Raw genomic sequence first — 19,455 nt, forward strand, 5'->3', positions numbered from 1 at the left:
TCCTTATATCATCTTCGGTATTTCTATCTGATTTCCTTACATATGTCTGCATATTTATTCATTTATCTGCATATGGTAATTATTTTTATTAAATCTTATTGTTATACTTATTATGTTCTATTATGAAGGAGATATTTACTGCCGTCAATTATTTTCTTGAATAATCAGGTATTTTGCCCTTTCATAATCCTTTTTTTCCACAAAGATCTTATACTGTCGTTCGTAAGCAGGGTCCACGCCGGCACTTCCAAAATTTGCTCTTGCCGTACCTCTTCCAGGAATCCATTGTCCGCCGTGATTGATGACTTTATAATCGTATTTAATCTTTTCCCGGTCCAGAATGTCACGGACACGGTTCATTTCAACCAGAGAGTAACCTATATAAACATCACTTTTATTAAAACTGAACATTTTATCGCCCTCCTGTCATTTTGGATTTCTTCCTATTATAATATTACAATATTTCAGACCTGATTGCAATCTTTGTTCGGGTACCTGCCGGATAAAGTTTAAATTGCAATACCTAACAAGGGGGAATTCCCTCCGGTACTGTGGCTGCCCCTTCTGATGCAAGCCAGAGGGTACGCTGGTTTTTCACCGGAATCAGGATAGTAACTGTTGTTCCCCGGTTCTCCTTGCTTTCAATTTTGATTCCGTACTCACTTCCATACAGCAGTTTCAGCCTGTCAGACACGTTGTTGATTCCTATTCCGCTGAAATGATCTGTTTTGGCATTTTCTCCTGTTAATTTTCGCAGGTTCTCGTCTGCTATCCCCACACCATTATCGATAATCTGAAGTTGAAGCTTTCCACTGAGCATACGAACCAAAATCTTGATATTTCCCTTTGCCTCATAAGGAAACGCATGAAAAAATGCATTTTCCACAAATGGCTGCAGTATCATCTTCGGTATTTTGCATTCCTCACACCCGAAGGTTACAAAATATTCCACCTGTATTTTATCACCGTATCTGGTATTATTTATCAGCACATAATTTTTCAGGTTTTCTATTTCCCTTTCTATGGTAATATACTCGTCCATATTGCTGATTGTACTTCTCAGCAGAGCAATAAAGGCATCTATAGTCTTGGTTGATTTTTCAACATCTCCCTGAAAAATAAGCCATTTTATGCTTGCCAGGGTATTATAAATATAATGCGGGTTTATCTGCATCTGCAAAGCCGCAATCTCCGCCCTGCGTTTCTCCTTCTGGATTGTCAGAAGCTCACCGATATATCTGTTTAGCTCGTCCAGCATCTCATTGTATGTACAGGATAATTCCTCAATTTCTCTAGATCCCGTAAGTTCTATGTGTTCATCATACCGGGTCTTTCTGGCATTTGACATTTTATATACCAGTTTGGACAGGGGGCGTGCTGTCTGTCTGGTTATGAAGAATATTATGATGCTTGCCGCCGCCATAATGCCTCCACAGATAACCCAGAGCAACGGTTCATTATACAGGTTACCCAGCGCTTTCTGGGTGTTGATAATGCCATATGCCGTACAGTGATAATAGGCAAGTTTTTTTTCCAGTACCATACCCGGATTCTTTTGTGGCATTTGCTTCCAGACCATCTGCTTATCAGAGGAAGAAACAACCTTACCTGTCTGATCCACCATATAAAACTCCGCATATTGTGAAGTAAAATATTCATAATACCTCTTAAAATCTCTTTCTTTAAGTGTTATGTATGCCACCCCGTATGGGACTTCACTTCCGGTTGCCCTGAGCGCTTTTACCGCCATCATGACCGGCGTATTTCTGGTCGTTGAAGTATAGCCGTTTTGTTTAAATATATACTGCACCGTCTCAGGATTTTCCAGTGCATATTTTGCTTCTTCCGAACCAATAATTTCTGAGACAGGCGTTATTATTGTTTCTTCCCGGTTGAGATAACTCTTTCCGCTCTTGCTGACTACCATGGCACTGATATTGTCCATACTTGAGGGGATTGCTTTCTTCATGTCCTGATCAGCCTTATACGTTATCTTAAATGTAAACTGAGGGCTCTGCGCTCCGTCATGCAGGTACAATTTTAAATTCCAGCTGGAATTTAACGCACTGAACAGCTTCATCAGATCTTCATGATAATTATTCAGTTCATGCTCGATCCTTAAAAACACTTTTTCCTGGGACCTTATATAGGTATCTACAAATATTTTTTTTGACATACCGATAATGACTGCAGTAACTGCAAGAATGGCACACAGAATTCCGGCAGTCACAACTGCAAGAATTTTAGTAACCATGCTGTTGGAGTGCACTTTTTTTCCTGTCCATATGCTTCTCTTCATCCGGATCACCGACTATCCCTTCTGTATGCACTGGGTGTTTTACCTGCGATTTTCTTAAATACCCTGCAAAAATAGCTGTGATCGGAATAACCTACCACAGAGCTGACCTGTGCAATAGAATATCTGGAATCTTTCAGAAACTCACAGGCTTTCTGTATGCGGATTTTATTGAGATACTCACTAAATCCCTCGCAGGCATGCTGATTGAAATAGGCGGAAAGATAGGAGTAACTGAAATTAAATTCTTCTGCAAGATTTTGCAGATTCAGTTCTTCTGTATAATGTTTCTGGATATAATCCAGTATTTTTCCAAGATATACATTCTGGTCCTCCTCCGTGGTCTCAAGGACCGTCTCTATCCTATCAAGCATCTCTTCATAAACCTCCAGGAATTCTTCACAGCATGATGATTTCTCAATTTTATCAAAAGCTTCCCGGCTGATTTCCTCCAATTCCTGCACCCGTTCTTCTGAATCTCCTATGAGGTTATACAGAAGATTTTTTGTCTGGTTTTTCAGCTTAAATTCCGGCAACTGGCTATTCACTGCTTTTTCGATATAGACCCGGAAAATTCCTATTGCCTCATTGTATTTATGCGATACTACCGCAGATGCAAATTTACGAAAATCAAACTTCTCCAGTGATTCCTCCTCTGAAATTTCCCGGATGCTGCACAAATGCACTCCTTTGTAATAGAAACTTTCCCGTTCCAGAAAACCAGGTGTCTGGAAATCTTTTTTTAAGTCTTCCAGTTTCTTATACTGGAATCCCAGAGTTCCCAGAATTCTCTCTGAAATTAGTCCTATCTGCTCCATAAATGCATGCAGATCCTCAATCAGCCTGTCCTCGTCCCTCACCCCATAATTCAGAATTACACATAAAGTTTCTCTGCGCAGGAGAAACCTTAAATATTTGCAGTAGGGAATGCTATTCAGAAATTCCTCTGTTTTCTCATATAACACAGGAGACATATCAACGCCGCTGCTGTCCCTGCACCGCAGCGGCAGCACAAACAGCCGATAGCAGCTGTGGGGCAGCACTCTCAGAAACTCATCCGCTCCCTTTAGTTCATGTTCATAGCCTGCCAGATATCTTTCCAGCATCTTATCCAGGCCGGAAACCGTTTTTTTCTTAAGTTGAAGATCCGGTATCTTCTGAGATACTTTTCTTACCAGCTTCAGCAGTTCCTCCGAATTAAGCGTAGGCTTCAGAACATAGTCTACCGCTCCATTTAACAGTGCTTCCCTGACATATTCAAAATTATCATAGCTGCTCAATACAACGGTTTTAATTTCCGGATACTCTCTGCTTACTACCTTAATGAAATCCAGTCCGCTCATGACCGGCATAGCAATATCACACAGAATAATGTGAGGTTCCAGTGAAGGAATCAAATCCAGTGCTTCTTTTCCATTGGATGCCTCCCCTACTATTTCATACCCTTCCTCTTCCCATCTCATCATAAATCGTATTCCCTGCCGCATGATAAATTCGTCATCTACTATCATTATCTTACAACTGCTCTCCATTTTCTTTTCCTTCTCCATTTTCTCCTTTGTTTGACATACACTTTCCCCGGGTAAAACATAAGCAAAAAAATCCGGACATATCCTAAATTAGTAAGATACATCCGGATCTATTGCTTCACCTATCAGAGCCTGGTTTAAATACGCTTCAGCGCATGTAAAACAGGTTCTAGGATCTGCTAAAATGATACAATTTTTTCCGCCGCATACTGCAGAATAACCGCTGCGTCACCACTGTCTGCTGTTCCATCCCCGTTTACATCAGCTACCAGTTCCTGTTCCTCAGTAAATGGTCTGAGCTCTGCATTATACTCTAACAGTTCCGCGGAGTCATTTGTATCTACCACTCCATTCAGGTCCGTATCTCCCATAAGGCGGGCTTTAAGAATCTCATTGATCAGCCCCTTCAATACTTCGCCGATACGCTCTGCATCTGCCTCTACATCATCATAAACCTTCCGGGCTTCGTCTGTCAATCCCTGAAGTCCAGCTATACTGCTGCCCAGATATTTTCCGGGTTCCTGTAGCATGTTATCCGCCATATCCAGTGCATTTTTAAGCTCTGTTTTGTTCCCCTTTCTCACGAGGGATGTCATGGCAGCTGCCAGTTCATTGTATGCCTTATTGATTTCCGCCTCACTGGCCTGACTGTTTTTGACTACTGCCTTGGCCGCTTCCAGTGCTGTTTTTAATTTTTCGATAGTGGATGGTGTATACTGCGCCTCATTTTTCAGCGTTGCCTCTGCTTTTTGAATCAGTATGCCAAGCCTTGAGTCCTCTCTCTTTAACAGTAAACCTGTTACTGCATCCATCAGCTTACTGGCAGCCGCATTTACTTCCTCCTGATTCATACCCTCGTTTGTATATACTCTTTTTGCCTCCGCCAGGGCATTCCTGACTGCCTGGACGCTTTCTTCCGTATACTGTGCCAGACTTTCCTCGTCTGCCAGAACCGCCTCAGCTCCTTCAATTGTTGCCAGAAGACCTGTTTTCTGGGTATCATTCTCCAAAAGGTTGCATACTGTAATCAATTTCAAAAATGCCAAGTCCACTTCTTCCTGGGAAACGTCTGGCTTCTCCAGCACTGCTTTTGCCATGTTAAGGGCCTCTTCTGCGGCTGCCCAGCTGCTTTCTGTAAAGCAATTGTTTTGGTTTTGCTGTATTTCCAGTTTTTCAGCCATTGCAACTGCCAGTCTCAGGCTTGTCAGATCCGTTTCTTCTGTTTCACCGCTGCCATTCAGATCTGCAAGTGCTGTACGGATATGCAAAGCTGCCTGTTCAACATCCTTCTGACTTGTTCCCGCCTGGTAAAGAAGGGGGTGTCCGGCTTTTACTAAATCATCAAGCACTGCCAGTTTTTCCATGGGATACAAGCTTCTGTCAATTGCTGCTGCCCCGGCAAGTGCTTCTTTTAGTTCCTGTACTTCCAGTATATTTTGAATCCGAAGATAGGAAAGTACCGGATCTGGCCCGCCGTCTGCTGCCACGGAAAATGTAACATTTTCTTCCGTCTCGCAGGTGAACTCATAGACTTCCTCACTCCATGGATTTCCTCCCTTCCAGGTATTTGCCGTACCAAGCTCCGTAGTCTTATCTCCTGCTGTCACCGATACCTTCATTGGTCGGTCCTGGTTCCACCATTCTTTGAATCCCAGGTTTACACGGTAGTTACCGGCTTTAAGCGGAACCACATAGCTGATTGACTGCCCCTGGGCTGCGTACCATCCGGTGTCATAATTATCGTTTTTATCCCCGGTGTATGCGCCGTATTCCTCCAGGTATCCCCAGGTTCCATTCGTTAATTTCTGATCCGGGGTCTCATTTAAAAGTTTTGCATAGCTGTTAACCCGTGTATATTCCGGTGAACCCGGATTGTTGCAGTCAATAAAATACTGCACATTTCCTGTTACAACCTTAACCTCTACCGATGCTTTGGCAGATGTTTCCGGGACAGTCCCCTCCAGTGTTACATTTCCTGTAAAATCAACACCTTCCAGCTTCCAAACAACATTTTTTTCAACTTTGTTGCCCATATTTGTCCAGGCAGATACGGCAGCCGGCAACAGAGGCTGCACCCCGCTTACGGTATACACTGTTTTACTTTTTTCAACTTTTTCAACCTTCTCTTCCAGCGTTCCCCTTACCACTTTTGCACAGCTGATCTCCAGCAGCTTTTCATTCTGATCCGCTGCTTTGGATATGGATATGGTATGTGTACCTTCTCCAAGGCTTCCTGTATTAAAGAGAATTGTACTGCCCTCTTTATCTGAGGAAACCAGGGATACTTCCTGTGGCTCCCCGCCGTCCACGGTTATATTTACAAGTGCCCCTTCCGGTGCCTTTGTTCCATAAATTAAAGCCTGACTGCCCTCAAAGGTAAAGTCAGCCGAACCATCCTGTGCTGTGGTATACTTTCCACCTCCGAAATCATCTGCGGAATCTCCCCAGGAACCTGCATAGCTAAACTTATTAATATCTGAGGTCCACTCTTCTTCCGGCTTTTCTACATCTGCATCCACGATTTTTGCATAATTGGAGGGACTGCAGATTGCACTTTTGTCATTTGCTCTTATTACATAAGTAGATACGGAGTTTGACGGCAGTGTCATATCCAGCACACCATCTGTAACATCCTGCGTTTCTGTAAGCTGGCAGCTCTCTGAATCAGAAGTACGATAAAGCTCTGCAGCTGCAGCACCGGGAAATGCACTTAGATCCACCGTTGTGTTCCGTTCACCATCAAAGTTCTGGGCAACGATAACCAGCTCGTCACCTTCCGGTGAAATAGCTGCACACATGTTGCCTTCCTGAATATCAATCATAGTGTATCCGGCTTTCAGGTATTTGCTGTACTGCATCATGGTATAGAATTGTTTTGTCACTGCCCAGTATCCTTCACCCGGCACGCCTTCTTTCCGGTTACCGTTTTCATCCACCAGATTTGTATGGTAATCCGGCACCGGCTGTCCATCTTTTTCAAATACTGCATGAATCAGCCCCCAGTTAGAATTGGTCTGAAGACATTCATACTCACTGTCTGCCACCAGCCATGCAATCCATGCGCTAGGCTGCATATATTTAAGATCTGCCATAATTCCTTCGCTCTGGGAACGGGTATTAGCGGCATCCATAGATTCGTGGCATCCTTCATAGTGACTTCCGCCGCCTTTGGTAACCTCAGACATCCACAATCCCTTGTCATACTTTTCTGCAATCTGGCGCAGTTCCTTTCTTTCACTGTCACTTCCGCTGTATGTATGGGCACTGATAGTATCCATGTTGGCTTTTATATCATCATCCAATCTGTTAAAGGAATTAATTGACGTCCACAGATTTGTTTCATCTGTTCCGGTAATCTTCATTTCATTGAGATTCCCCTGGAACTCCTCAGCTTCTAAAGCTTTCTGCATTTCACGGTATGCACGTGACTGAAGTTCTCCGGTATTGAAAATGCAGCCTTCCTGCTTTGTGCTTCCATCATGCCAGTAATTGGTGTCCGGCTCATTCAGCGGCTCAATATAAGATACACCGACTCCATATTTTGATTTAAGATTCCGGTCTACCCAATTTGCAGATCTTGCCATATACATGGCAAAATCATCATAATAATCATCTTTCAGGTTGTTGGAATCCTCCCAGTAGCCTCCTGTGGAAGAACCTGATTTTGTCATGTAATAAGGCGGTGAATTGGAAAATACTTTGTTGATAATTGTATTTTCTTCCCCTGTTTCCCTGGCATAATCATAACGGTATTGATTTGCCTGTTCCAGCATCCACAACTGCCCTGCATCGCTCATTTCTTCTGTAGACTTTGCGTAAAAAGCTTCTCCATTGAATTCTCCGCTTCCATCTTCCGTGCCGGTCATATCCTTTGTCCAGCCGGGTACCAGACCTTCGCACCGTTTAATGGAAGAATCTGCTTTGTCTCCGCCGCCTACATTGTAGCGTACAATATTCAGATTCAAATATTCCGGCGAAAATGCCAGTTCCGCGATTTCCTCACGGTCAGCTCTTCCATTTCCATTCCAGTCTGCATCTCCCCAGGAGCCGATGATATTTCCCCACCAGCATAGTGATGTGCCCCATCCATCCAGTGTCTGGTAATGAATGTCCGGATTTACAGCGATCTCTCCTGCCACTTTTGATTCTCCTGCAGCCATTACAGGTATTGGCGCCATAGCTGACAGGATAGCTGATGCCCCCATAACCAGTGCAGACATTCCAGCTGCTGTCTGTTTTAATCTTTTTTTATTTCTCATATCTTTCTCCTTTTTCCGATCTTGAGTCCACTTCTTTTCAATAAAAACAGAGAGCAGACCACCTGTGTCAGGATTCTGCTCTCCGTTTTTATCTAATCTATTTCCGGACTATCTCCGAAACCTCCAGATGTTCAGTGAGAATCCTTAAAACTCTTCAATTTTACCGGCAGCATATTTCAGTATTGACACTGCATCATTGGTATTTGCTGCTCCATCTTCATTGACATCTGCTGCCTTAATCTGCTCTTTTGTCAATGTCTTCAGCTCAGCATCATATTTTAACACTTCAGCTGAATCCCTGGTATCTACCACGCCGTTCAGATCTGCATCACCTTTCAGCCGTGCCTTCAGTATTTCATTTACCAGCTTCTTTAATACTTCGCCGACTTTTTCTGTGTCTGCATCGCCACTGTCATAGACAGTCTGGGCTTCTGTAATTACTGCCTGAAGTCCTGAGATTGTGTCCTCCAGATATTTTCCTGAATTTGCTATAATCTCATTTGCCTTATCCAAAGCATTTTTCAGTTCTGCCTTGTCACCTTTTCTTACCAGATCTGTCATTGCCTTAGCCAGATTTGCATAACTCTCGTTGATTTGTGCCTCGCTGGCCTGGCTGTTTCCTGCTACTTCTTTTGCCTCTGCAAGGACTTTCTCCAGATTGGCAGCACTTGCAGAAGTATACTGGTCTTTGTTTTTCAGAAGTTCTTCTGCTTTTCGGATGAGAATGTCAAGTCTGGTTTCTTCTGTTTTCACCAGCATTCCCGTCACTGCATCCATTAGCTTTCTGGCAGCTGCATTCACTGTCTCCTGATCTGCGCCAGATTCTGCATATACCTTTTCTGCATCTGCTAATGCTTTTCTAACTGCCTCAACGCTTTCTTCCGTATATTCAGCCAGTTCCTCTTCGTTTTCCAATATTGCCTTTGTACCTTCAATCACTGCATTCAGACCCATTTTCTGTATACCATCCGTTAGGAGGTTGCAGGAAGAAATCAGTTTCAGGAATGCGTAGTCAACATCTTCCTGTAACGCTTCCGTATCTGCCATCACAGTTCTTGCATCATCAAGTGCTTTTTGTACTTTTGCCCAGCTTTCCTCTGTATAACAGTTATTTGCGTCCTGCTCTGCTTCCAGTTTTTCTGCCATGGTAATAGCATGCTGAAGGCTGTTTTTGTTTACACCAACAGAAGGCTCGTCAACGCTGCCCAGAACTCCAATCCAGCTGAGTACCGGATTTGCACTTCCTCTCTTGCTAACAGTCACAACTGCTTTTCCAGCTTCTGTTACTTCAAATGACTGGCTGACCTGTAAATTTCCATCGTTTGCAGCAAGTGTAAAATCCTGCTCAGCCAGAACCTGATCACCCATTTTAATGCTGAGTTTCATATCACGCTGTGTATCCCACCACTCCTGGAATCCAGCTGCCAGTGTATACGTTCCAGGGTTCAGATCAAAAGCGTACTCAATATTCTTACCGTCTCCTGCCCACCAGCCGTTTTCCTGTAAGCTTTTACCGTCATGCAGACCTATGTCAAAGCTTTCCGGTGACTCTGCCTCGGTGACTCCTGTATATCCTGCTTTATTTTCTTCTGTGTATTTTTGATCTGTCACCGCATTTAGAACTTTATTACCCAGTTCTTTCTTTACAGCATCAAAATATTCTGATTTTTCTGCCCCGCTGTCAAAGAAGTACAGTGTTGACGGATTTACAATATATATATCCCTGCTAAACTCTCTTCCCTTTTCTGTAAGGTTTCCTGTGATCGTCACGATTCCGATTTTATTTTCATCATACTCGCCCATGCTCCAGGTTACCGGAGTTGTCTCCTCATCTGTACCATAAGAAATAGTTACCTCTGACGGAAGCTGTTTCATGATATCAGTTACAGAAGAAACCACGGATGGAAGTTCTGTTATTATATCAAAGAGCCCTTTGTCGTTGAGATCATCCAGCGTCCAATCTTCATATCTCCTTAGCGCAATCTTGTTATCCGGCTGAAATTCTACCGGAACCCATACATATCTGGATTCACTTAAATCCCCTGCATTCCAGCGGTCACCCATATAAATGAACTTTCCATTCTCTGCATCTACAGGGAATACACAGGTACTCTGCGTATCATATGTAGTTCCGCTTCCCCAATCCGTACAGGGATCACCAATTTCTGTCCATGGTCCCATTGGTGTGTCAGCCACCGCATATTTTGCCTGGTTTGGACTCCATCCTGTACAGCCGGATGTTACCACATAATATTTATCCCGGTATTTGAACATTGCCGGAGCTTCTCTGGACCAGCCTTCGAAATTACGGGTAAAATCTACACCTTCAACAGCAACGTCCGGTGCTGTTTTGAGACCTGTATAGTCATCGTTTAATTTAGATACATACATGGTTTGATTTCCCTCGGAGGAATAGATCACATAAGCAGTACCGTCATCATCCTTGAACAAGTTCATGTCACGGACTGAACCACGTCCCTCCCAGCCGTCATATCCCAGATTTCCATTGGGATCATTGTGGGAATTCAACTTATAACTTCCCAGAAGCTTGAACGGTCCGTTAGGACTGTCGCTGATTGCCACTCCTGCTTTTGCCTTTCCATAATCAGCATCGCTGCCCGGATAGCGTCCGTCCGCATGGAACCAGATAACATACTTATCTGTCTGATCATTGTAAATCATCTTTGGGCGCTCCATAACACAATTGTTTTTATCAAGATCTACAAATACGGCGTCCTTTTGCTCCTGGCTCTCATTTCCGTATAATTCCCGGAAATAAGCGTCTGATTCGAACTGTTCCGGATCTTCCATGGTTCTCAGTACAATTCCTTCATCCTTCCAGTTATACAGGTCATCAGAGCTATACATATGGATACCGCCCACAGGACGATAATCATTGGTCTTGTCCTCACCAATCCAGTACCACTTTGTTTTCCCATCAACGGTCAGCTGCTGTATCTGTCCGCCATGTGCCTGAATCTGATTGCCATTGGTATCGTACAGGGTATCTCCCTTCGTACCGGTAAAGGAACTGTACTCTGGCACTTCTTTCAGTTCTTCCTTTACTGCACGGACTTTTACATAATTCAGAATTGGATCTTCCTTGCCGCTTGTCCTTCTGGGACTCTTCACAAGAAGGTTCAGCTCACCGTCCGTAACTTTCGTTGTGAAAGTTCTGCTTACCCACTCACCATAATTAACGGAAATATCAGTAGCAACCGTCTCACCCTCCAGCATAATATTCACCAGACGGTTATCCCAGTAATGTTTAAATGCCAGGGTTACTTCATATGTATTTTCCTCTAACCCTTCGATCTTTTCTGTTGGCAGCTCAAAATTATACCCAAGTGCACTTTTGTATTTGTCAAAGGTGATGTCACTTCCATCTGACATATAGATAAAGCTGTTTCCAATATCGGTTGCATCACTGCCGTTATTAATAGCTGCGGAATAAGCATCATTTGGTTTCCTCCCCCATTCCGCACCAGTCCCGGTATCGGCTCCAAATGCCTGATCCACATTTGACTGAAACAGTCCCATACGTTCCTGGTCCTGGTTTGGTACTACTGACGGATCCGGTGTTCCACAGTTTACGGTATAGAGTACATAATCATTTCCCTCTGCCTCCTCTGCGGTGAGCTGCATGCTGTCACCCTGCCGTACTTTGGTATCCATTTGTTCTTCCGCTGCAACAGCAGGCATTGCCGGCATAATTGTTGAAACCCCCATTGCCAGCACGGATATCCCGGCGATTGCTTTTTTGAAACATCTTCTTTTTTTCATAAATGCCTTCCTCTCTTTTTATATTTGATACTGTTCAATGAACTCGCGGTTATTGTATCACGAACACTTACAAAGCTTTTAGGAATAAATTCTTTCTTTTTTTTACTATTTTGAGGTATTTCTACTATCTTAGAACTTTTTTTACAATTTAGAATTTTGTTTTGATCCAATAGGACTTTTTTGGGAAATACTGCTCCGCTTACCTCTTTCTTCTTTTCAGCCGGGCAACTCCAAGTCCTAAAACTACAAGGCAGGATCCTGCACCCAACACCAGATATTTTGCAACAGGTGTATTATCGCCAGTCTTAACACCGCTTTTATTAGAACTGTTAGACCCGCTTCGGTTTCCACTTCCACTTTGGTTTCCGGTTCCGCCCTGATTTCCATTTCCACTCTGGTTTCCGGTTCCGCCCTGATTTCCATTTCCGCTCTGGTTTCCAGATCCACCCTGATTTCCAGATCCGTTCTGGTTTCCATTCTGCCCGTCCCCTGCAGGCGGCTTTTTATCGTCATCCTCCGTTTGATCATCCGGATCATCCTTTGGCTTTTCTTTTTCTCCTACTACATAGGTAAGGTCCAAAACGTCTGCTTCTATATCTCCACTGTCTCCTGACAGCTTATCCACCTCTACTTTAAAGAGCATTTCATCTCCTTTTTCCACACCGTCCTGCAGCTTGAATTCCAGATCAACCAGGCTTCCGTCAGCAGGTATATTCTGGGATGAAGCAAAAACTGCAATAATCTCTCCCTCCGGCTTGTTTCCCGTAAGGCAGTCATTCATTTCAAACAGCGCTCCTGACAGGATTTCTCCCGCCTTGCTGGGCTTTAATTCTACTTTTTCCGCATCATAGTAAATTCGGAGTTTTCCATTGGTTACATTTTCCCCATTTTCCATCAGGCAGCTTACGTCAAGTGTTCGGTCACTTTCACTGTACTCCTGCACAGCCATAGAAATTTCCGTCCCTTCCGCTGCCAGAACAGGCATCGATTGAAATAACATCAGTGCCGTACAAAGCCCCATTCCTGCCCTAATCCACTTTTTCATTCCCGTGCTTTCTCCTTCCTTTGCGCAGGGCAATTTTCCTATTGCCCTAATTTCCTTAGCTCTTCCAGCTTTCTGAGATCATTTTAGCACAGAGTTCCGTCACTTCTTTAGGACTATGTTCGTTAGAATTTTCATTTTTTATCGCTTTTTTATTTAAAGTAGTACTTTTTTTAGAAAATTGCATTTTTTTAATTTTGTCCTGCAAACACCCTCAATGAAGAATTCACAAAATCCCAATAAATTAAAAAATCCAGGCACTGCTTTTATCACTATTTCGGCAAATTTGAACTATTATAGTTATATTACAGGTCATTACTTGAATTAGAATCTTCTATTTTGGCTAGAAATTTATTTTAATTGTAAGTTTGATTTTTTTATTTAATTGACATATAATAAGGTAACTAAAAATGTGACATGATGGAAAGGAGGCGTCTGTATTGAAAGCATTCCTGTTATTGCAGTCATCTTACCTGTTAAGAATGCTGGGTGCCGCACTCTGCGGTGCAGCCATTGGTTATGAACGTGAGAACCATCTGAAAGTGGCAGGTATCCGGACACATATCATAGTGTCTCTCACTTCTGCCCTGATGATGATTATTTCAAAATATGGATTTTATGATGTTCTGGTCACCGATAATATTAATCTGGATCCTTCCCGTATTGCCGCAGGTATTGTGACGGCTATTGGATTTTTAGGAGCAAGCGTTATCTTTACCAGAAAGATGAATGTAAGCGGACTGACTACCGCAGCCGGAATCTGGGGGGTGGTGGGAATCGGAATGGCATTTGGCGCCGGGATGTATGTAATCGGTATTGCCGCGACGCTTTTTATTCTGATTATGCAATTCGCATTTCACAAGATGAAGTTCAGAAAAGCTCCCAAGACAGAACAGATCACTGTTCAGGTTGAAGAAGACAAAGATATAAATACGATTTTAGAAACTGCATTTACCTCTAAGAAGATTGTTATATCCAATATTAGGGCAACCCGGATAGACAATCACCAGCTAGAAATAAAACTTTATGTACGATTTCCGGAATCTTATGACATTAATGATGTGGTTACGCTGTTGAAGGAAACACCGGAGATAACTTCAATAGATATTTAAAGGGGGATTGCTTTCGCAATCCCCCTTAATATTTTAATTAGTTTGTAATTGTAAGTTCGGTTTCTTTATCAAATACCTGAATCTTTTCAGCATCTAAAGCAAATCTAACTTTATCGCCTGTTCTTGCTGTTGTACGAGGATCAACACGAGCTGTCATTGGGAATCCTTCAACATCGAAGTATAAGAATACTTCAGCACCGAGTAATTCGTAAACTCTGATTGTAGATTCAACAACAGTTTCCGGTGAAGATTCGATGAACATCTGGGAATCATGTACGTCTTCCGGACGAATACCCATTACAACTGTCTTTCCAGCATATCCGCCATCGATCAGCTTCTTAGCTTTTGCAGGTGGCAGTTTGATATCAAAATCACCAACTCTAAGAACAACTTCGTTACCTTTTACGTTAACAGTTGCATCTGCAAAGTTCATCTGAGGAGATCCGATAAATCCAGCAACGAATAAGTTCTGTGGGCAGTTATATAAGTTCTGAGGTGTATCAACCTGCTGTACAATACCGTCTTTCATAACAACGATTCTGGTACCAAGTGTCATAGCCTCTGTCTGGTCATGTGTTACGTAGATGATTGTAGCGCCCAGTCTCTGATGAATCTTAGAGATCTCGATACGCATCTGAACTCTCAGTTTAGCATCCAGGTTTGAAAGTGGCTCATCCATAAGGAATACCTTAGGATCACGAACAATAGCACGTCCCATAGCAACACGCTGTCTCTGTCCACCGGATAAAGCCTTTGGTTTACGGTCTAATAATTTTTCAAGGTCAAGGATTCTAGCTGCTTCTTTAACCATTTTGTCAATCTGATCTTTTGGAACTTTTCTTAATTTAAGACCAAAAGCCATGTTATCATAAACTGTCATATGTGGGTACAGAGCGTAGTTCTGGAATACCATCGCAATATCTCTGTCCTTAGGCTCAACGTCATTTACAACTTTATCGCCAATTTTTAATGTACCGCCTGTAATCTCTTCCAGACCTGCGATCATACGGAGTGTAGTAGATTTACCACATCCTGAAGGTCCTACAAAGATGATAAATTCTTTATCTTCAATCTCTAAGTTAAAATCTTTTACCGCCTCAAATCCGTTTGGATATGCTTTGTTAATATGCTGTAATGATAAACTTGCCATTTTTTCATCCTCCTAAAAATTTACGCTCGCCCCGCGAGTATTGTTTTTTACTGTCTTAACTATGTTGACAGTATACTAAAGAAGCCTATTTCCCGCCATACCATAATTGAACAAAGATTTTATGTTACCCTTGTAAAATCTGCTTACGCACAATTTGAGCAAAACTTTTTTAGGACAAATTGCATAAAGTAGTTTCAATTTCATATACAACTTGACGAAGTCCTTGTGTTTTTTATTTACTTTGTGTATACTACCTATATGTAACCGCGTGAAAGAAGATAGCTTTCACTATTTTTATTGAATTGTCTGGCGCAGAAACAGCTTTTTTGTCACTGCGTTCTAATAACAGACAGATGGGTGATGATATGGATTATATAATATTTGACCTCGAATGGAACCAGTGTCCCAAAGGAAAAGACCGCGAAAACAAGGCACTTCCCTTCGAGATTATCGAAATCGGAGCAGTAAAGCTTACAAAAGAAAAAGAAGAGATCGGACGTTTTCATGAAATTATAAAGCCAACCGTTTACCATTCCTTTCATTTTAAAACAAAGGAAATACTGCAGATGGAAATGGAGGAGTTTGAGAATGCACGCACATTTCCAGAAGTCATACATAGTTTTTTTGACTGGTGCGGGAATGATGCATGCTACTGTATCTGGGGCTCCAGTGATCTGGTAGAACTGCAGCGGAATATGCGCTTTCACAATGTGGAAAATACACTTCCATATCCTCTGCGGTACTATGATATCCAGAAGATATTCAGCATTGTATACGAGGACCGCAAAACCCGCAGGAATCTGGAATATGCAGTGGATTTTCTCAAATTAAACAAAAGGGCTGGCTTTCACCGCGCTCTGGCTGATGCTTATTACACTGCTGCGGTCATGAAGCATCTTAAGGAAGAGGATATACAGACTAATTACTCCATAGACTGTTACATCCATCCTAGTTCCCGCAAGGAAGAGATATATGCTGTATATCCGACTTACTGTAAATTTATTTCCAAAGACTTTGCAAGTAAAACCGATGCCATGAAAGACCGGAAAGTGACTGCAACCAAGTGCTATATCTGCGGCAAAGCCGCAAGAAAAAAAGTGCGTTGGTTTTCAAACGGCACTAAAAATTACTACTGCCTTGCATCCTGTGAAGAACATGGTCTGATAAAGGGCAAGATACGGATGAAACGCACGGAAGATGACCGGTTTTTTTGTGTAAAAACGTTAAAACTGGTGGATGAAGAAGAAGCGCAGACAATAAAAGAAAAACAGGAACAGCTGCGCACAAAAAAGCGTCTGAAAAGGCATGGTATTTACTAAAAAGTTCTAATGCAATGCATTTCAGACAGGTAATTGCACAGCTATGTAATACGCGTGCAGTACTGCACAGCAAAACAGGTTCCGGCCATTGATAGCCAGAACCTGTTTTTTTATGCCTTTGAGCTGATTATTTAGTATTCTTAAAGTTATCGATCAAATCTTCAACCTCAACCAATAAACAATCTACCCTTCCGTAGAATGCATCATTGTTTGTAGGATTATCCAATTCTCTCTCAATATATGCGAACATTTCCTGGATTTCCTGGATTCTCTTCTTACCGCTTCCGTCCTTGTATAAGATGTAACGGCTTCTTTCATTTTCTTCCGGCGTCATCTTTTTTAAGACTACTTCTACATTCGGTTTTTCACCAATATACCGGTAAGTAATAGATGGGGAAGCATGGTTTAAAAGGTTCTGCAGATAGTAAATATCATTGGTTGCCTTATAATACCTCCAGGCAAACGTCTTTCTCATTGTCTGGGCTCCAATAGAATTTAAGCCCATATTTCTTCCTACGCTTTTAAATACCCGGTAAGCCTGTTCCCTGGATAAAGGTGCTGAAGAACTGGCATGTCCCTGAATCAGATAGTTTTCCGGATCTTTCCCTTCCGTAAAATCATGAATGATTTTCTTAAGATCCGCAGGTATATTAAATGTTCTCACAATATTTTTTGTACCAATAGAAGCTTCTATACTGTCCTTATCCCGAATATCTTTATTTTTAAACTTCAGAATCTCCTGAAGCTGCATACCTGTTCCTACCCCTATTTCAAATAAAATGTAATACTTATCATCTACCTCACGTAATGCTTTTTTAAATTTCTCTAATGTCTCGTCGTCTTTAATTGGTGATACCCAGTTCATATTTATTCCTCCTCTTTCAAATGCGTTCCAGTGTCAACCATATTACCTGTCTCTCCCTGTGACCTCTGTTCTTCTAACAGCCGCTCTGCCGCATCCAGCTCCCTGGCTGCTTTCTCAGCTGCAATCCTTCGTTCTTCTGCCCTCTGTTCAGAACGCCATTCGGCTTCCTGCTCTGCCCTTAATTCTGCTTCAATTTCCTGAGGTGTCTTTCTTTGAATCTCTTCTTCTAACTGCTTTCTGATCTCCTCTTCTTTCATTCTTTCTTTTAGAATTTTTTTATAGCGATGATTACGGGTAATGGCAATTACTAAAAGCGGTACAAAAATAATTAATAAAATACCACCGATCACAGCCGATTCTACCGTATTATCCTTAATAAATATATCCAATTTCTGCCATGTGGATATAAAAACATGACTGATCCTGTCAAGCATATTAGCCGCCTTCCTGTCTGTGTTTCCATCTGCTGCCTGTCCGCTTTCCTCCAGACCGGACTGAGATTCCGGCTTTTCCGTCTCCGTCCTGTACTGAGGTCCTTTTTCTTCCTTTAAGAATACCGGCTCTACCTTTATCCTGGTTTTCCCTACCGGCCATCCGTGATAGAAAAATTCCAGCGTCTTTGCTTTAAAATCATATTTTCTGGTAACCTGTCTGGTATCTGCTCCATTTGGCAGATTCAGGCTGGTGCTTTTTGAAACCTGGAATGCAGGCTTATTAAGGCTCTGATCCTCGTTGATAATGGCTTTTCCCACGTAATTGATTCCCAAAAGCTGTGCCGCACTTTCTCTTTCACGGCTTAAATCAAATTTTTCTTTGGTGAAATTGTTAAATGCATAATCCAGTATCTGCTTTGATTCCTGATACGCTTTTTCAGCCCCATTCGTCCTCAGTATAACACTGATCAGCTTATCCTTCCCCCGCTTTACGTAAGTAACAAGGGTATTCAGTGCATCATCCGTAAAACCTGTCTTTCCGCCCAGACAGCCTGTATAACAGTAACCGTCCTCATACAGCATTTTATGATGGTTCATGAAATAACGTTCTTCATCCGTTATATTTGTTTTGGGATAAGAATACTCAACGGTATCAATGATCTTGCAGAACATTTTGTTCTTAAGTGCCGCCTGCATAATCAGCGCCATATCCCTTGCACAGGTATAATGGTTCTCGTCATGCAGACCATGTGGATTTACAAAGTGTGTGTTTACACATCCCAGCTCAGCCGCCTTATCATTCATCATCTGAGCGAAGTTCTCAACAGACCCTGCAATATGCTCTGCCACTCCATTGGATATCTCATTTGCCGATGCCAGCATAATTCCATAGAGCGCCTGACGCAGTGTCAATTGTTCTCCCGCTTTGATCCCAAGATGGGTACTTCCCGGTTCGATACTGTAGACTGCATTTTCGGAAAATGTTATCACGTCATCCAGATTGCCATGCTCCAATGCCAGTAAAGTGGTCATAATTTTTGTAATACTGGCCGGATATTCTTTGGCAGTCATATTCTTACTGTAGAGAAATGTTCCCGTAGAAGCGTCCATGACAACAGCTGCATCTGCTTCAATGGCATCGCCCTTTGGCCATCCCTCTACATTATTTGATTCTATAGGTAAATAGTACGACTCCGGAATCGTTTCCGTTGTATCCTCTGACGATTCTGAGCCGTTCCCATCATTATAATCTTCTGTATTTTTATTGCTCCCTGTATCACCTGCTGAATTTCCATTCTCCCCAGAATTGTCTATTTCAGTGGCGGATACCAGATGAATAGGTATACCGCTGGCCAGCAAAGATACAAGCAACACTATCGTTAAATAACGAATCCCCTTCTTCATCTATGTACTCTCCCATGTTTCAGTTTCACATGCTGCTATCTTTTTGTGGTTATATATCACATATTATAAACGATTTGTCCTGTAAAGGCAAGATGTATCGTGGATATTTCTATCCAATAATATTATACAAGGTCGGCTGTATTATGGCAATCTTAACATCAAGAAAATATTAATTTCTTAAGAATTTTTTGCCTACAACCGACCTTCAATAGTCACTTATTTATAATTGTATGTATTGTTTTATAGTTCAGCGGTGCATTCG

At 42.3% G+C, this 19,455-nt stretch carries 11 protein-coding genes; 2 read left to right on the forward strand and 9 right to left on the reverse strand.

What is annotated here, in order from left to right; genetic code table 11:
* Window positions 1-144: 144 nt before the first annotated feature.
* The 6 genes from QR40_RS24310 to QR40_RS24335 all read right to left on the reverse strand — a co-directional run bounded on the left by QR40_RS24310 (window position 145) and on the right by QR40_RS24335 (window position 12,912).
* Window positions 145-411 carry a hypothetical protein gene (locus tag QR40_RS24310; protein ID WP_027295353.1) on the reverse strand — a complete coding sequence of 89 codons (267 nt, stop codon included), beginning with the start codon at window positions 409-411 and terminating at the stop codon, window positions 145-147.
* Window positions 412-523: 112 nt separating this feature from the next.
* Window positions 524-2,254, reverse strand: a complete 1,731-nt coding sequence (locus QR40_RS30295; protein WP_160295870.1) for a cache domain-containing sensor histidine kinase — start codon at window positions 2,252-2,254, stop codon at window positions 524-526.
* Between the two features lie 50 nt (window positions 2,255-2,304).
* Window positions 2,305-3,846, reverse strand: a complete 1,542-nt coding sequence (locus tag QR40_RS24320; RefSeq protein ID WP_081820323.1) for a response regulator transcription factor — start codon at window positions 3,844-3,846, stop codon at window positions 2,305-2,307.
* 158 nt (window positions 3,847-4,004) lie between these two features.
* Window positions 4,005-8,084, reverse strand: coding sequence for a dockerin type I domain-containing protein (locus QR40_RS30300; RefSeq protein WP_052431038.1), 4,080 nt, complete (start codon window positions 8,082-8,084; stop codon window positions 4,005-4,007).
* 144 nt (window positions 8,085-8,228) lie between these two features.
* A complete protein-coding gene (locus tag QR40_RS24330) occupies window positions 8,229-11,867 on the reverse strand; it encodes a family 43 glycosylhydrolase (RefSeq protein WP_044297144.1) in 3,639 nt (1,212 codons plus the stop codon).
* Between the two features lie 199 nt (window positions 11,868-12,066).
* Entirely contained in the window at window positions 12,067-12,912 is an 846-nt protein-coding gene (locus QR40_RS24335; protein ID WP_044297150.1) for a hypothetical protein, read from the reverse strand.
* A 437-nt stretch (window positions 12,913-13,349) separates the two neighbouring features.
* Between QR40_RS24335 and QR40_RS24340 the strand changes: the two genes are divergently transcribed.
* The gene (locus QR40_RS24340) at window positions 13,350-14,021 is read left to right on the forward strand and encodes an MgtC/SapB family protein (protein ID WP_027295357.1); all 672 of its coding nucleotides are present in this window, start codon (window positions 13,350-13,352) and stop codon (window positions 14,019-14,021) included.
* 37 nt (window positions 14,022-14,058) lie between these two features.
* Here QR40_RS24340 and QR40_RS24345 read toward each other — a convergent pair whose 3' ends face one another.
* Window positions 14,059-15,171: an ABC transporter ATP-binding protein gene (locus tag QR40_RS24345; RefSeq protein WP_027295358.1), complete on the reverse strand. Its 1,113-nt coding sequence runs from the start codon at window positions 15,169-15,171 to the stop codon at window positions 14,059-14,061.
* A 365-nt stretch (window positions 15,172-15,536) separates the two neighbouring features.
* Here QR40_RS24345 and QR40_RS24350 point away from each other — a divergent pair, with 365 nt between their 5' ends.
* Window positions 15,537-16,490 (forward strand): 3'-5' exonuclease, encoded by a 954-nt coding sequence (locus QR40_RS24350; protein ID WP_044297210.1) that lies wholly within the window; start codon window positions 15,537-15,539, stop codon window positions 16,488-16,490.
* Window positions 16,491-16,617: 127 nt separating this feature from the next.
* On the opposite strand, the gene QR40_RS24355 is transcribed toward QR40_RS24350, so the two are convergent.
* Window positions 16,618-17,355, reverse strand: coding sequence for a tyrosine-type recombinase/integrase (locus QR40_RS24355; protein WP_027295360.1), 738 nt, complete (start codon window positions 17,353-17,355; stop codon window positions 16,618-16,620).
* A 2-nt stretch (window positions 17,356-17,357) separates the two neighbouring features.
* Complete coding sequence (locus tag QR40_RS30305) at window positions 17,358-19,193, reverse strand: serine hydrolase (RefSeq protein WP_052431039.1); 1,836 nt, start codon at window positions 19,191-19,193, stop codon at window positions 17,358-17,360.
* Window positions 19,194-19,455 lie beyond the last annotated feature (262 nt).

Origin of the sequence: Robinsoniella peoriensis (genome assembly GCF_000797495.1) — a bacterium.
GTDB lineage: Bacteria > Bacillota > Clostridia > Lachnospirales > Lachnospiraceae > Robinsoniella > Robinsoniella peoriensis.